The 14,350-nt window shown below is 57.4% G+C and carries 14 protein-coding genes; 5 read left to right on the top strand and 9 right to left on the bottom strand.

Translation table 11 applies throughout. The features are described from left to right. Positions 1 to 33: 33 nt before the first annotated feature. From ACR0L9_RS18045 to hslO, 5 genes are all read right to left on the bottom strand, one after another. Positions 34 to 1,866, bottom strand: a complete 1,833-nt coding sequence (locus ACR0L9_RS18045; RefSeq protein ID WP_480896334.1) for an ABC transporter ATP-binding protein — start codon at positions 1,864 to 1,866, stop codon at positions 34 to 36. Then, positions 1,863 to 3,701, bottom strand: a complete 1,839-nt coding sequence (locus ACR0L9_RS18040; protein ID WP_170626971.1) for an ABC transporter ATP-binding protein — start codon at positions 3,699 to 3,701, stop codon at positions 1,863 to 1,865. The genes ACR0L9_RS18045 and ACR0L9_RS18040 overlap by 4 nt, the downstream gene beginning before the upstream one ends. A 194-nt stretch (positions 3,702 to 3,895) precedes the next feature. Then, a complete protein-coding gene (locus ACR0L9_RS18035; RefSeq protein ID WP_480588298.1) occupies positions 3,896 to 5,050 on the bottom strand; it encodes a CCA tRNA nucleotidyltransferase in 1,155 nt (384 codons plus the stop codon). After that, positions 5,047 to 5,646: a CoA pyrophosphatase gene (locus ACR0L9_RS18030; RefSeq protein ID WP_170399354.1), complete on the bottom strand. Its 600-nt coding sequence runs from the start codon at positions 5,644 to 5,646 to the stop codon at positions 5,047 to 5,049. The genes ACR0L9_RS18035 and ACR0L9_RS18030 overlap by 4 nt, the downstream gene beginning before the upstream one ends. Beyond that, the gene (hslO, locus tag ACR0L9_RS18025) at positions 5,636 to 6,622 is read right to left on the bottom strand and encodes an Hsp33 family molecular chaperone HslO (protein WP_170399357.1); all 987 of its coding nucleotides are present in this window, start codon (positions 6,620 to 6,622) and stop codon (positions 5,636 to 5,638) included. Before hslO ends, ACR0L9_RS18030 begins: the two co-directional genes overlap by 11 nt. Positions 6,623 to 6,698: 76 nt before the next feature. Here hslO and ACR0L9_RS18020 point away from each other — a divergent pair, with 76 nt between their 5' ends. Next, positions 6,699 to 7,142 (top strand): NUDIX hydrolase, encoded by a 444-nt coding sequence (locus ACR0L9_RS18020; RefSeq protein WP_480896333.1) that lies wholly within the window; start codon positions 6,699 to 6,701, stop codon positions 7,140 to 7,142. Here ACR0L9_RS18020 and ACR0L9_RS18015 read toward each other — a convergent pair. Then, on the bottom strand, positions 7,139 to 8,413 hold the full coding sequence (locus tag ACR0L9_RS18015) for a SpoIIE family protein phosphatase (protein ID WP_170399510.1): 1,275 nt from the start codon (positions 8,411 to 8,413) through the stop codon (positions 7,139 to 7,141). The two genes, ACR0L9_RS18020 and ACR0L9_RS18015, sit on opposite strands and share 4 nt — an antisense overlap. A gap of 121 nt (positions 8,414 to 8,534) precedes the next feature. Here ACR0L9_RS18015 and ACR0L9_RS18010 point away from each other — a divergent pair, with 121 nt between their 5' ends. After that, a complete protein-coding gene (locus ACR0L9_RS18010; protein ID WP_480592864.1) occupies positions 8,535 to 8,885 on the top strand; it encodes an Hpt domain-containing protein in 351 nt (116 codons plus the stop codon). Here the strand turns inward: ACR0L9_RS18010 and ilvA are convergent. Both ilvA and ACR0L9_RS18000 read right to left on the bottom strand, forming a co-directional pair. After that, entirely contained in the window at positions 8,882 to 10,108 is a 1,227-nt protein-coding gene (ilvA, locus tag ACR0L9_RS18005) for a threonine ammonia-lyase IlvA (protein WP_480896332.1), read from the bottom strand. The two genes, ACR0L9_RS18010 and ilvA, sit on opposite strands and share 4 nt — an antisense overlap. A 57-nt stretch (positions 10,109 to 10,165) precedes the next feature. Next, entirely contained in the window at positions 10,166 to 10,933 is a 768-nt protein-coding gene (locus ACR0L9_RS18000; RefSeq protein WP_480896331.1) for a hypothetical protein, read from the bottom strand. A gap of 139 nt (positions 10,934 to 11,072) precedes the next feature. Between ACR0L9_RS18000 and ACR0L9_RS17995 the strand changes: the two genes are divergently transcribed. The 3 genes from ACR0L9_RS17995 to msrA all read left to right on the top strand — a co-directional run bounded on the left by ACR0L9_RS17995 (position 11,073) and on the right by msrA (position 13,479). Continuing rightward, entirely contained in the window at positions 11,073 to 12,299 is a 1,227-nt protein-coding gene (locus ACR0L9_RS17995) for an argininosuccinate synthase (RefSeq protein WP_170426327.1), read from the top strand. Positions 12,300 to 12,434: 135 nt separating this feature from the next. Continuing rightward, positions 12,435 to 12,716: an SCP2 sterol-binding domain-containing protein gene (locus ACR0L9_RS17990; RefSeq protein ID WP_480896330.1), complete on the top strand. Its 282-nt coding sequence runs from the start codon at positions 12,435 to 12,437 to the stop codon at positions 12,714 to 12,716. Positions 12,717 to 12,807: 91 nt separating this feature from the next. Continuing rightward, positions 12,808 to 13,479, top strand: a complete 672-nt coding sequence (msrA, locus tag ACR0L9_RS17985) for a peptide-methionine (S)-S-oxide reductase MsrA (protein ID WP_170426329.1) — start codon at positions 12,808 to 12,810, stop codon at positions 13,477 to 13,479. Here the strand turns inward: msrA and ACR0L9_RS17980 are convergent. After that, the gene (locus ACR0L9_RS17980; protein WP_480896329.1) at positions 13,476 to 14,348 is read right to left on the bottom strand and encodes a ribokinase; all 873 of its coding nucleotides are present in this window, start codon (positions 14,346 to 14,348) and stop codon (positions 13,476 to 13,478) included. The two genes, msrA and ACR0L9_RS17980, sit on opposite strands and share 4 nt — an antisense overlap. Positions 14,349 to 14,350 lie beyond the last annotated feature (2 nt).

Raw genomic sequence — 14,350 nt, 5'->3', positions numbered from 1 at the left:
CTGATAACTGGGGTTTGAGCGCAACAAAACCCCTTATTCTGCAGCCTCGGCCTGAATGAACCCGCCCGATTGGCGATGCCAGAACCGGGCGTACAACCCGCCACGCTCCAGCAGAGCCTCGTGCGTCCCGCTTTCAACGATGTGACCGTGGTCCAGAACAATAATCCGATCCATCTCGCTAAGCGTGGACAGGCGGTGGGCAATAGCCAGCACGGTCTTGCCCTGCATCACCCGGTGCAGTGCCGTCTGAATCGCTGCCTCGACCTCGGAATCCAATGCCGACGTCGCCTCGTCCAGAACCAATATCGGTGCGTCTTTCAGGATAGCGCGAGCCAGAGCGATCCGCTGTCGTTGCCCGCCGCTCAGCTTCACGCCGCGTTCGCCCAGATGCGCGTCATAGCCCTTGCGTCCTTGCGCATCTTCGAGACCGAGTATGAATTCATGCGCCTCGGCTTTGGTCGCGGCCTCTATCAGCTCATCTTCAGTCGCGTCAGGACGACCATAGAGGATGTTCTCGCGCGCCGAACGATTGAACATCGCGGTTTCCTGCGTGACCATCCCAATCTGTTGACGCAGGCTGTCCTGAGTCACGTGAGAGACATTCTGCCCGTCGATGGCAATAACGCCATGTTCCCCGTCATAGAGCCTTAGCAAAAGTGAAACCAAAGTGGATTTCCCCGCACCTGAGGCCCCGACTATGCCCAGCTTTTCACCCGGCGCGGCAGTGAAATTAAGATTAGCTACACCACCGATATCGCGGCCATAGGCAAAGCTGACGCTGTCAAAGGCAATCTCGCCCTCTGAGACCACAAGTGTCGATGCGTTCGGAGCATCCTCGACCCGAACGCGCTTGGTCAGTGTGTGCATTCCGTTTTCAATCTCACCGACATTTGCGTAAAGGCCCATCAGTGTGAAACTGACCCAGCCGGTCATTTGCGAGATGCGTATCGCCACGGCCCCGGCCGCCACGATGTCCCCGGCCGTCGCGATGCCCGCCTGCCACAACCCCAGTGTCGCGCCGATCAACAGGACCGGCAGCACCCCCGCCAGAGTCATTAGGATGAACCGGAAACTGGCCGATAGCTTGCCGAATTCCAGCGACCGTTCACGCAGGTCGACCATGGAATTTCGGGCGGTATGATCTTCGAACTCGGAATGGGCAAACAGCTTGACGGTCTTGATGTTGGTGATCGTATCGACCACCTGCCCCGACACCATCGCCCGCGCCCCCGCCCGCGCGGCAGAGCGTACGCGTATGCGTGGAAGATACCAGCGCACCAGCAGGAAATAGACAACAAGCCAGGCAACAAATGGCAGCATCACAAGCGGGTGAATAGACCCTAACAAAAGCAATGAGCCTGCAAGTGAGGCAATAGCGAAGACAATAGCGCTGATTGTTTCGGACACCACTTGCGTCATGGCGTTCGATGTCTGCATCTGTTTTTGGGCGATACGTCCGGCGAAATCGTCATCGAAATAGGTCACCGACTGGCCCAGCGTCCAGCGGTTCAGTTTTGCCAAAACCAACGGCGTGATGTTGGGCATGACGATGTAGTTATTTGCCACCGACGACAGGCCGAACAGTGCGGGGCGTAGAAGCATGAAGAATGCGACAGCACCCAAAATGATCGCGAGATTACCGCCGGTCAGAAACGTCTCGGGACTGCTGTTGGTGGTCAGATCAATGACGCGGCCCAGGACCCAGGCGGTGCCAGCTTCCATCGCACCCGCGATCGCCGAGAAGGCTGCTGCGACGAACAGCATCGGCCAGGCGCCGGACAAGCTCCAACGGATGAACGCCCCCAGCGTTTGCGGCGGGGGCGTTTCTGTGTCTTTGAACGGTTGGATGAGGTCGGCAATCCTCATTCAGCGGCCTCCGGGTTTAGGAAGCCTCCAGATTGCCGCGCCCAGAACTGAGCGTAAAGCCCTCCTTGCGCCAACAGATCGGAATGACCACCTTGTTCAACGATCCGGCCGCCATCCATCACAAGGATGCGATCCATCTGAGCAATCGTGCTGAGCCGGTGCGCGATGGCGATCACGGTCTTGCCTTGCATCATGCCGTAGAGTGTTTCCTGTATCGACGCTTCGACTTCGGAATCTAGGGCGGATGTGGCCTCATCCAACAGCAAAATCGGAGCATCTTTGAGGATCACCCGCGCAAGCGTCACCCGCTGTCGCTGACCACCCGAGAGTTTCACGCCCCGCTCGCCCACATGCGCATCGTAGCCGGTGCGGCCCTCCGGGTCCTGCAGGTCAAGGATGAAATCATGCGCCTCGGCCTGTTTCGCAGCGGCGACCATCTGTTCCTCGGTCGCATCAGGACGACCATAGAGGATGTTAGCCCGCACCGATCGATGCAGAAGAGCGCTGTCTTGTTGGACCATCCCGATATGGCTGCGCAAACTGTCCTGCGTGACCTTCGAGATATCCTGGCCATCGATCAGGATCGCACCCTTCTCGACGTCGTAAAACCGCAAAAGCAGCTTTACTAGGGTCGATTTTCCGGCACCTGAGCGACCGATCAGGCCGATCTTTTCGCCTGGCCGGATGGTCAAGTTGACGTGATCCAAACCACCGGTTTCCCGTCCATAGTGATGAGACAGATCGCGTATTTCGATCTGGCCATTACCCAGCCGCAAAGGTTTCGCATCAGGTTCGTCCAACAGATCGATGGGCTGCGCGATGGTCTGCATACCCTCGGCAACGATACCCAATTCGCGAAAGAAGCTGGTCAGCGCCCACATGATCCACCCGGTCATGGCATTCAGCCGCAGCGTCAAGGCTGTGGCGGCGGCCACCACACCGACCGTTGCGCTACCTTGCGTCCAAAGCAAGATCGCCCAACCAACGACTCCCACGATCAGCACACCGTTCAATGCAACCAGCGCGGCATCCATAATGGTGAAAATCCGCATCTCGATCTGGAAAGTGCGGCGGGTTTCCGCAATCGCCTCGCGCGCATAGTCCTGTTCCTGAGTGTCATGGGCAAACATCTTGATGGAGTGGATGTTGGTATAGCTATCCACCACCCGGCCCGTCACGGTAGATCTTGCATCCGACGCCGCCTGCGACGCGGGGCCGACCCGCTTGACGGTCCACCGCACCAAGGCCCCATAGAACACCAGCCAAATCAGCAACGGCAGCAACAGGCGCGGATCAGCTGCCATCAGCAAAATGGCCGCACCGATCATGTAGGCGATCGAGAACGAGATCGCGTCAAAGACTTGAAAGACCACCTCACCCGCGGCGGGCGGGGTCTGAACAACCCGGTTTGCGATGCGCCCGGCAAAGTCATTCTCGAACCAGCCAACCGATTGACGCAGAACATGTTTATGCGCCCGCCAACGGATCAGAGTGCCAAAGTTCGGCAGGATTGTGTTGTTGAGCAGCAAGACGTCAACAAGCTGAAGGATGGGACGAATAAACAGGATCAAGGCGGCAACCACGACCAATTCAGTCCCGTGCGCCTGCCAGAATTCAGCAGGAGAACTGCCCAACAGGTCCACAACGCGACCCATATAAAAGATCAGCCCGACCTCGACAGCAGCAACGACCACGGACATCAGCGCGGCCAATACAAAAACGCGTTTGAAAGGCTGCGAGTATCCCAGCATGAAAGGCCACAGCCGCGTCGGTGGCTTGTCAACCTGTTCATAGGCAACAAAAGGGTCAATGAGATTTTCGAAGTAGCGAAACATGAAGAGTGCTCCGATTGAGCAGAAAATAGGTCATGCGAAGAAAGATGGCGCCAGAACACCACCCCTACGGGTCAAAGTGTTCCGGGCTTTAGCCGAACCAGATCCCGTAATACATTCGCATTCCTCCCTCCATATGAGTCAGGCGCACCCTGCCAAATCAAATCGGGTTTGTCATCCCTTTTTGAGACTTCAAATCAGTCGGCCAGCAATTCTTCGCGGCTAAGCGCGAAATCCGACGCGATCCAACGCGCCTCAAGCTCGGCCAGTTTTGCGCCCAGCGCGGGGCCCGAGAAGGCGGGGATCAAATCCGCCGCCTTGATCGGGAAACTGGCCGCGGACCCTTTTTGCAAAGCTCGGTTCAGGTCTTCGGACCAAGGCTGTTCAAGAAATGCATGACGCAAAAGTGTCTCGTGCAATCCGCCTTCCGACCCATAGCGATAACCCAATTCTGCGACACTGGTCGTCGCCATCGCTTCGTCGCGCATCCGAGCCAGACGCTGCAGTTGCGCGCGGCTAAGACGCAGAGTTTTGGCCACTTCGGGCGACGCAATCGCTGCCAAACGACGAATCGCTTCGGGCGCTGCATGGGCGTCTTGTTCCAGCTGAATCAGGATCGGCAGTGCCCGGTCATCAGCCCCGGGTAAGAGCTGCGCCAAAACGCCAGTGACGCGCATGGCGGCAACCGACGGCGCGGGGTCAGGCGCAGCGAGCAGTTTAAGCATCTCTGCCCCGACCCGTTCGCGCGAAAGTGTCTCTAACCCGTCCAAATTTGCAGCTATTGCATCCAGTGCAGCGGGGTCAAAGCCACCATCCACATCCCCGTACCAAGCATGAAACCTGAAATATCTGAGCGACCTTAGGTAGTCTTCTTGGATGCGATCACTGGCCTCCCCGATGAACCGTACGCGACGCGCCTGTAGATCCGGCAGACCGTTCAGCGGGTCAAGGATTGTGCCGTCAGGTTTGGCATAAAGCGCGTTCATGGTGAAATCACGACGCGCGGCGTCTTCTTCGACCTTGTCGGAAAAAGCGACGACAGCACGCCGACCATCCGTTTCGACGTCACGGCGAAACGTCGTGACCTCGTGTGGGATACCTTTGCTGACAATCGTCACGGTGCCATGGTCTATCCCTGTTGGTATCGGCTTCAGCCCAGCTTTCTGCGCCAGTTCCACGACGTGTTCAGGCCTGGCGTCTGTGGCGATATCAATGTCAGAAACCGGCGCCTTCAGCAGAGCATTGCGCACACAGCCACCGACGAATAGCGCCTGCGCCCCGCCGTTGGTCAGGGCGGTGCATACATCCTGCGTGGCTTGGTCGGTTAACCAATCTTCTGTGATCCGCTTCATTCACTCATCCGCGCTGCCAATCCCCGCAGCATCCGTGCCGTCGCACCCCAGATATAATAGGGGCCATAGGGCACAGCATAGTAATACCGTCTTTGTCCACGCCAACGGCGCGACTCGACGACATAATTCTCTGGGTTCAGGACATGCGCAAGCGGAACGAAGAAGATCTCATCCACCTCGCCCGGTTCGGCGACTGGTTCAAAACTGGCTTCAAGGATCGCAACAACCGGCGTGACCGAAAAGGATGTCACGGTTTCATGAGTGGGCAGATGACCCAGAATACTGGGTAGTTCTGGCGGAAGACCAATTTCTTCCTGTGCTTCGCGCAAAGCTGTCGCAGTAACGTCGATGTCGCCCTCATCCTGTTTTCCACCCGGAAAGGCGATCTGGCCCGGATGGTGTTTCAGCGCCGAAGAGCGTTTGGTCAAGATCAACCGGGGTGCGTCTCCGGTCACGGAAACAGGCACTAGCACGCCCGCAGGGCGCAGTTTGCGCCCCGCCGGCAGCACCGTTTCCGGGTTCAGATCAAAGTCACTGGACCCGGACCCATCACGACTCAGCGCCTCGGTCAGGTCTGTGATCAGATCACGCGCCATCCGGGCCTTCGGCCTCGAACCCGACGGTCGCAGGGTCCAGCACATAGTGCGCACCGCAGAATTGGCAGTCTGCTGTGACGGTGCCTTCGTCCGTGGTCATTGTCGCAATATCCTGCGCCGAATAGATCGACAAGCTTTGGCGCACGCGATCTTCGGAACAGGTGCAACCGAATTTTACCTGCTGTGCATCATAGACGCGAGGCTGTTCCTCGTGAAACAGACGCACCAGAAGGTCGGTTGGCGCGACGGATGGCCCGATCATCTCCAGATCATCCACGGTGTCGAGCAGGATGTTGACGCGATCCCAGTTCTCGCCCTCTTCACCATCCACCAGATCCGAGGCAGACAGGATCTCTCCGCTGCCCTCCCCGGAAGCGGCAAAGGGCGAGGCTTTGGGCATGTGCTGCAGCATGATCCCGCCAGCGCGCCAGTGTTCACCGACGCCGGGTTCGGTCGATTTGCCGAAGCTCAGCGAAAACCGGGTCGGCAGCTGTTCGGACTGCGCAAAATAGGCTTCCGCACACGCGCTCAGTGATCCCCCGGCTAGTGGGGTGATGCCCTGATAAGGCTGTGTACCTTCACCTTGGTCGATCATGATGGCGAAGTACCCGTCACCCACCTGATCGAAAGGGGCTGCATCGGTCAGCCGGTCGCGGTCAAAGCTCGCATAGGCGCGGATCTGCGCGGGTTCGCCCTCGACCTGTGGCGCATAATAATCGGTTGCGATCATCCGGACCGCGCCCTTGGATTGCACCTGCAGAGACAGCTTCCAGCGCAGCGATACCGTTTGCCCTATCAATGCAGTCAGCAGGGCCATCTCGGCCACCAGCGCCTCGACCACCTCGGGGTAGTCGTGCTGTTTCAAGATGCCGCCCAATACGCCGTCCAGCCGGGCCACGCGGCCTCGCATGTCGGGTATATCGAGTTGAAAGGGCAGGACGGTATCGTCCCACGCGATTTTGGTTCCAATAGACATGGGGTTTCCTTAAGCGCCACAGGTTGGCATACCGCCACCATATAGGTTGAACAGTTTGGGTTGAAAGGGGCCTTACATGATCAGACGGTTCGGTGAAAGCCCCGAGGCAGAGCGAAAATACACCCGGCGGGTCGGCGTTTATGCCCTATTGCCACAAGGCAACCGATTGCTGCTGACCTGTCAGCTGGAACCCGGACCCGATCTGCAGCTGCCGGGCGGCGGCATCGATCCGGGGGAATCACCCACTACAGCGCTTCACCGTGAGGTTTACGAAGAAACCGGCTGGCTGATCGCCGCGCCCCGGAGAGTGGGTGCGTTTCGTCGATATACCTACATGCCGGAATACGATCTGTGGGCCGAGAAGGTCTGCCTGATTTACCGCGCCCACCCGGTCAGACGCCTAGGCCCTCCGACCGAAGACCTTCACGAGGCCATTTGGATGGAGACCGCAGATGCCGTTCATCTGTTGGGCAACGAGGGCGACGCCCATTTCGCCCAGCGCCACCTGCATGGGCTTTAAGGTCCGTTATATTCAAAAAACACTGCAGAGACATCATCCGCAATTCCGCTGTCCGGTGACATCACCTGTGTAAGACGCCAGAACATGTCATCCAGAAATTCCGGTCCACCGTGATCGGCGGCGCATTCAACAGCCATCGCCTTCAACCCGTCATCATCCAGCAGACTGCCGTCGGCGAGCTGGCATTCGGTGAACCCGTCCGAATGCAAGAGCAGCTTGTCGCCCGGTTGCATATAGGTTTCCGTCTGCTGAAACTGCGCCTCAGGCAGCAGACCAATGGGCAACCCGCCTTCGCCCAGAAACTCGGTTTTGCCATCACGGCGCAGCAACAGCGGATGCGGGTGTCCGGCCTGCACCATTTTCAGATGTCCGTTGCGCAGATCGATGATGGCATAGACCATGGTGAAATACTCTTCGATCCCGGCATCGGCGATCAGACGCGAATTAAGCAGCGACGCGACCTCTTCGGGTGGCAGAAGGGCGTAGAATTTATTGAAACGACGCTCCATCGCAATGTTCTGATCGAAATGCGTGCTGGACAGATACCCGCCCAGCCGTGCCGTCATCATCGCAGAGGTGATCCCGTGGCCGGAGACATCGATGCTGTAAAACCCCAGCCGATTGACACCGGGCGAGAACATCCCCACCAGATCACCGCCGATATGACCGCAAGGTTTCAGAAGCAGGCTGACCTGTGAGTTGCCAAAGGTTCCCTTCAATTCGGGCACCAGCGAGTCCTGAATCTTTCGGGCCTGCATCAGATCTTTATCGATCGCATCATGGGCAAGCTTCAGTTCGTTCAGCGCTGTTTCGATCAACTGGTTTTTTCGGGACAATTCGCGTTGCATGTCAAGAATACGCGCCCCGGCCGATATGCGAGCACGCAGCTCATCAGCCTCAAGCGGCTTGATCAGAAAATCGTCTGCCCCAGCGTCCAGACCGCGTGCGACCTCCTGCTTTTCGCTTTTTGAGGTCAGAAGAATGAAATAGCTATATTGCTCACTGTCCAGCTCTCGGAAGGCGCGACAGAACTCAAGCCCGCCCATACCTGGCATGACCCAGTCGCTTAGAACAAGATCAGGTGGGTCCGAGGTGCAAAGCTCTATCGCGGCTTCGCCACTGTCGGCTTCAAGAACCTCGAATCCCCACTTTTTTAGCGAGGCCACCAGAATCCGCCGCTGCAGACGGCTGTCGTCCACAACAAGAACCTTGCGGATCGCGCCAAAATCCAGCTCGACCCGGGCCTCTACTTGACTGGCATCCGGCACCATGAAGTCCCTGTACTTGCTCAACTCTCCAGTTGTCGCAACGCTATGCCTCTCAGCTTAACATCCTATGAAAAACCAAATGGCCGCGATTTAACCCCATCTTTACCCGTGACGGTTTAACAATATGCAACCGCAAGAGGGTGGCATGATTCAGTGGTCCAGAGTCAGACAATTACGTGATGAAGTCGGCGCAGACGAGTTCACCGAGGTTGTCGAAATCTTTTTGGACGAGGTTCAGGAAGTTATCACTAAGCTACGCGATGACACTACCCGCTCCGAGATCGAACAGAACCTGCATTTCCTGAAGGGCAGCGCGCTGAGTCTTGGCTTTGATAGTTTCTCGAAACTGTGCCAAGACGGTGAGCGACGCGCAGCCGCAGGTGAAAGCGCCGCCGTTGATTTGCTGGCGATTATCGCGGCCTACGACGAGTCGAAAAAACTGTTTCAGGCCGGTCTGGCCGAAAACCTGCGCTAGATCACAAACTGTGCCAGCGTCTCATCTTCGGTGATATCCGTATAAGTGAACCCGGCTTCATCCAGATGCGCAAACAGGCGCATGAAGTTCTCAGGCTTTCGCGTTTCGATTCCGATCAGGACCGAGCCAAAGTTGCGCGCCGATTTCTTCATGTATTCGAACCGTGCGATATCGTCTTCGGGCCCCAGAATACCCAGAAATTCTTTCAAAGCGCCAGGACGCTGCGGCAGGCGAAGGATTAAGTATTTCTTGACCCCGGAATAACGCTGCGCACGCTCTTTGACCTCTGGTAAACGCTCGAAATCGAAGTTCCCGCCCGAGGTGACACAGACCACCGTCTTGCCACGCACAAAGCTTTGCACGTCACCCACAGCCTCAACCGCCAACGCACCGGCAGGTTCCAGAACGATGCCCTCGACATTCAGCATCTCGATCATGGTGGTACAGATGCGGTCTTCGGACAAAGTCAGCACATCCGACAGATGCCGCGATTTCAGCAATTCAAACGGTTTCTCACCAATCCGGCCTACTGCTGCGCCATCAACAAATGTATCCACATGATCCAGCGCCACCGGGTGCCCCGCTGCCAGCGCCGCGCGCAAACACGCCCCGCCGGCCGGTTCCACGAACAGGCAATGCGCCCGGTCCCCGAACCAGGTCGCCACCCCCGAAGACATACCGCCGCCGCCGACCGGCAGAATTACATGATCGGGCACTCGGCCCAATTGCTCTTCGATCTCAACCGCCAATGAGGCCTGCCCCTCAATCACATCCGCATCATCGAACGGAGACAGGAAATATCCGCCCTGTTCTGCGCACCAGCTTTGCGCCGCAGCCAGCGTGTCATCGAAATAGTCACCGATCAGGTGAACCTCGATATTGTCGCCGCCGAAAATGCGCGTCTTCTGGATCTTCTGCTGCGGCGTGGTCACCGGCATGAAGATCACACCCCGCACACCCAGATGCTTACACATATAGGCCACGCCCTGCGCATGGTTGCCAGCGCTGGCGCAAACGAAAAGGTCCTGCCCCTGCTGCTTGCGCATCGCATTGAACGCACCGCGGATTTTATACGACCGCACCGGGCTGAGGTCTTCGCGCTTGAGCCAGATATCCGCGCCGTAACGGTCGGACAGATGGGCGTTCCGCTGCAACGGAGTTGCCGGAAACACTGAGCGCATTGCCTTTTCGGCAGCGCGGGCGCGGGTCGTGAAATCAGTCATGTTGGATTCCCTGCCCCATCATCGTCGAAAGGGCAAGGAATACATATGTGTACGGGCTTAGGCCAGCTCACGCTTTTCGATGAACACACCATAGATCGTCGTCAAGATACTGACATTGATCAATGGGACGATCAGCATGCTCGCAAACAAGACAATCAAGACACCGATGATCGGGACGAAAAGCAGCAAAGACGCCATCAACTGAAGCAACAATTGAAAGAGGATCGACAAGACGACCAGAAGTGCGATGGCTCCGCTTGCGCCCGAGGTTGCTTGCCACGCTTCAGACAGCTTTATTGGTTTTCCGATCGCTGCGCCGGGTAAAATCGGGGAGGCCCGATAGAATCCGATCGTGAGAAAGATGATCAAACCCAGCCAAACCAGAATTCCCAGCGCCACAGAGGATTGCGCCATCATGCCCATGATCAGCGCTCCCGGTATCATGATGATAAGAGCGATTAGGCCGAGCATCAGAAGGCGTCCGAAATAGGCGAGCACACGGTCGAACCTGAAAGGCGGAACCAAACCGCTTGGATATTCCTCAAGTAGAACAAAACGGTGCCACGACACGACAATCCACAGCATGACCCCAAAGACAACGGCCATAAGGCAGAGCAGAAATCCGGTGAAGGAGGCGGCCGTTACGCCTTCAGGGAAGCCATTGGTTTCACTGTTGAATTCTTCGAAAGGGATGCCAAACAGGAAGAACAGGCCGATGGCTAAAAAGCCGCCAATGAGCGCCGGTACGACTGAAATCTGTAGCGCCTGCGTCAGGTTCCTAAGAACCATCCTCACCGAATGCACGAAAATCTCTAATCCCAGCATAAATACCGCCCTCTCAACCAATCCTTGTTCTCTATCCGCCCGTTTCACCCCAATTCCCGGGCTGCGTCAATCCACACAGCTTGCCCCCACGCCCAAAACCCGTTAGGGGCCAGTCGTTCTACGCATAAAGGGAAGTCAGATGTCCGCGCCCAAGAAAGTTGTTCTGGCCTATTCCGGTGGCCTTGATACCTCGATCATTCTGAAATGGCTGCAGACCGAGTATGGCTGTGAGGTCGTGACCTTCACCGCCGATCTGGGTCAGGGCGAGGAGCTGGAACCCGCCCGCAAGAAAGCCGAGCTGCTGGGGATCAAGCCCGAGAACATCTATATCGAAGATATTCGCGAGGAATTCGTTCGCGACTTTGTCTTCCCGATGTTCCGCGCCAATGCACAGTACGAAGGGCTGTACCTGCTGGGCACCTCGATCGCACGGCCTCTGATCTCGAAACGTCTGGTCGAGATCGCCGAAGCGACCGGTGCTGACGCTGTGGCCCACGGCGCGACTGGCAAGGGCAACGATCAGGTTCGTTTTGAACTGGCTGCTTACGCACTGAATCCCGAAATCAAGGTGATCGCGCCGTGGCGTGAGTGGGACCTGACCAGCCGTACCAAGCTGTTGGAATTTGCCGAGGCGAACCAGATCCCGATCGCCAAGGACAAGCGCGGCGAAGCGCCCTTCTCGGTTGACGCCAACCTGCTGCACACCTCGTCCGAGGGTAAGGTTCTGGAAGACCCCGCCGATATGGCACCCGACTATGTCTATCAACGCACTGTCCACCCCGAGGATGCGCCGAACGAGCCGGAGTTTATCGAGATCGGTTTTGAAAAAGGCGACGCGGTCAGCATCAATGGCGAGGCGATGAGCCCCGCGACCATCCTGACCAAGCTGAACGAATATGGCGGCAAGCACGGCATCGGTCGTTTGGACCTGGTTGAAGGCCGGTTCGTGGGCATGAAATCGCGCGGCATCTACGAAACTCCCGGCGGCACCATCCTGCTGGAAGCACATCGTGGCATCGAATCCATCACCATGGACCGGGGCGCGATGCACCTGAAAGACCAATTGATGCCGCAATATGCCGAGCTGATCTATAACGGCTTCTGGTACAGCCCCGAGCGTGAGATGCTGCAGGCGGCCATCGACAAATCGCAAGAGCATGTCACCGGCACCGTTCGCGTGAAACTGTACAAAGGTCTTGCCTCAACCGTGGGCCGCTGGTCGGATCATTCGCTGTACTCCGAGGCGCACGTGACCTTTGAGGAAGACGCTGGTGCATATGACCAGAAAGATGCGGCAGGCTTCATCCAGTTGAACGCACTGCGCCTGAAGCTTCTGGCCGCGCGTGACAAACGGCTGAGCAAGTAAGCGTTCAGAATTTTAGATCTGGCACCGGTGTCTGATCAGGCACCGGGGTTTTTCTTTGCCGGGTTTCCGTCGGGTCGGGCTTGCCCGGATCAGGAAATTGTCTTTACGCATACGTCAACCAGGGAAGGACGGATAATGCTGCAAGACATCGCCGACGGAATTCAAAAGGGTTTGAACGGCAAAAGCTTTGACGGATCGCTTAAGTTCGATTGTGGTGATGAGGGTGTGATCGTTCTGGCGGAGAATACTGCCTCAACCCAGGATCGGGACACAGACTGCACCATCCGCATCTCACGCGAGAACCTCTCTAAGTTGCTGACCGGTAAGCTGAACCCAACGACCGGGGTTGCGCTGGGCAAACTGAAAATCTCGGGCAACATGGGTGTTGCGATGAAGCTGGGGCAGCTGCTGGGCTGATAAACTCGTCTCACCAGCGCGTGACAAATCATGTCAGCGCATTGCAAGCACAAAAATCTGCGGGCAGCTTGGTTTCGGAAGGAGACCTGCCATGACCCGGATCACTTACCTTGATCGCCTGAAACCTTCACTTCTGTTTGTGCTGATCTTGTTGGCAGCAATGCTGCGCGCCTTACCTGCTCCGGCCGCTGGCACTGAGACGCTAACAGTCGCCGGTGGCTGTTTCTGGTGCGTGGAATCCGATTTCGAATCCGTGCCCGGCGTGATCGGCGCGGTCTCGGGCTATACCGGTGGCAAGACGGATAGTCCCACCTATGATCAGGTCTCGAAAGGCGGAACAGGGCATTACGAGGCGGTCCAGATCACCTTCGATCCCGCCCGCGTTTCCCGTGCAACCTTGCTGAACATGTTCTTCCGCTCAGTCGATCCCACGGATGCGGGCGGCCAGTTCTGCGATCGCGGCGACAGCTATCGCACAGCAATTTTCGTCTCTAACAAAGGGGAAAAGGCGCAGGCACAGCAAGCCAAGACCAGCGCACAAAACGCGCTGGGGCAGACTGTGGTCACGCCGATCCTGCAAGCCGGAACGTTTTATCCAGCCGAGGCGTATCACCAGGATTATTACAAGGGTAGCAAGCTGGTATTGACCCGCTTTGGCCCCAAGCGCCAAAAGAACGCCTATAAGGCCTACCGCGAAGCCTGCGGTCGCGATGCGCGGGTCAAACAATTGTGGGGCAACGAAGCGCCCTTTGCGGGGTCCTAGTCAAACTGCGCTTCGCGCACCTCTTTCAGATCAGGAATGACATCTGCAGTGCCGTGCCGCGTGACCATCAGGGCCGCGGCACGGTTTGCTTGGGTAATCGCCTGCGCCATCGGCATACCCCGGTCCATTCCAGCCAACACATAGCCGGTGAATGTGTCACCTGCCCCGGTGGTATCCACAGCATTGACCTTATGGGCCTGAAACGCTTGGGGTTGATGATCTTGCTGATAGTAGCGCGCACCTTTTGAGCCAAAGGTGACGATCACATGTTCGACCGGCAGGTCTGAAGGGGCGAGACCCGTTGCATCCTGCAATTGCTCGGCCTCGACTTCGTTGAGGATCAGAAAATCCAAATACGGTAGAACCGCTTGAACTGCGTCTGCTTGAAATGGGGCGGCGGCGTAACAGACGGTCAGCCCCATTTCACAACCTAGTTTAGCGGCCTCAATCTGCGCATTGGTTTCGTTCTGCATCACCAGCAGATCACCTGAAACAGCCGAGGACAACGCCTGCCCAATTTGGTCGTTCGAGATGGCATGGTTGGCGCCTTGATACAGAACGATCAGGTTTTCACCCTGCGCATCTACTGCGATGATGGCGTGACCGGTCGGCACATCCACCTCGGCAATATGCCGCGTGTCCACGCCATATTCGGTCAGCCGGTCCCGTGCCCAAAGGCCATCCGCGCCCACCGCGCCGATATGGGATACCCGCGATCCGGCTCGTGCAGACGCCACAGACATGTTGGCGCCCTTGCCACCCAGAAACCTCTGTAGCCTGCTGGCCGCCAGTGTCTCACCCGCTTCGGGCAAATGCGGCAGGGCATAGACCATATCCGCGTTGATTGAGCCAAGGTTCCAGATTGTCATGA

This window comes from Ruegeria sp. I3 (assembly GCF_056532525.1).
The sequence above is the reverse complement of the archived record's forward strand: the minus strand, read 5'-3'. Positions and strand labels throughout refer to the sequence as shown.

Coding starts and splice junctions, on each gene's coding strand:
- ACR0L9_RS18030 (WP_170399354.1), bottom strand. CDS start 5,646: ATGGCGCGTGATCTGATCACAGACCTGACCGAGGCGCTGAGTCGTGAT.
- ACR0L9_RS18015 (WP_170399510.1), bottom strand. CDS start 8,413: ATGGTGCCGGATGCCAGTCAAGTAGAGGCCCGGGTCGAGCTGGATTTT.
- ilvA (WP_480896332.1), bottom strand. CDS start 10,108: ATGACTGATTTCACGACCCGCGCCCGCGCTGCCGAAAAGGCAATGCGC.
- ACR0L9_RS18000 (WP_480896331.1), bottom strand. CDS start 10,933: ATGCTGGGATTAGAGATTTTCGTGCATTCGGTGAGGATGGTTCTTAGG.
- ACR0L9_RS18045 (WP_480896334.1), bottom strand. CDS start 1,866: ATGAGGATTGCCGACCTCATCCAACCGTTCAAAGACACAGAAACGCCC.
- ACR0L9_RS18040 (WP_170626971.1), bottom strand. CDS start 3,701: ATGTTTCGCTACTTCGAAAATCTCATTGACCCTTTTGTTGCCTATGAA.
- ACR0L9_RS18020 (WP_480896333.1), top strand. CDS start 6,699: ATGATCAGACGGTTCGGTGAAAGCCCCGAGGCAGAGCGAAAATACACC.
- ACR0L9_RS17995 (WP_170426327.1), top strand. CDS start 11,073: ATGTCCGCGCCCAAGAAAGTTGTTCTGGCCTATTCCGGTGGCCTTGAT.
- ACR0L9_RS17990 (WP_480896330.1), top strand. CDS start 12,435: ATGCTGCAAGACATCGCCGACGGAATTCAAAAGGGTTTGAACGGCAAA.
- msrA (WP_170426329.1), top strand. CDS start 12,808: ATGACCCGGATCACTTACCTTGATCGCCTGAAACCTTCACTTCTGTTT.
- hslO (WP_170399357.1), bottom strand. CDS start 6,622: ATGTCTATTGGAACCAAAATCGCGTGGGACGATACCGTCCTGCCCTTT.
- ACR0L9_RS18010 (WP_480592864.1), top strand. CDS start 8,535: ATGCAACCGCAAGAGGGTGGCATGATTCAGTGGTCCAGAGTCAGACAA.
- ACR0L9_RS17980 (WP_480896329.1), bottom strand. CDS start 14,348: ATGACAATCTGGAACCTTGGCTCAATCAACGCGGATATGGTCTATGCC.
- ACR0L9_RS18035 (WP_480588298.1), bottom strand. CDS start 5,050: ATGAAGCGGATCACAGAAGATTGGTTAACCGACCAAGCCACGCAGGAT.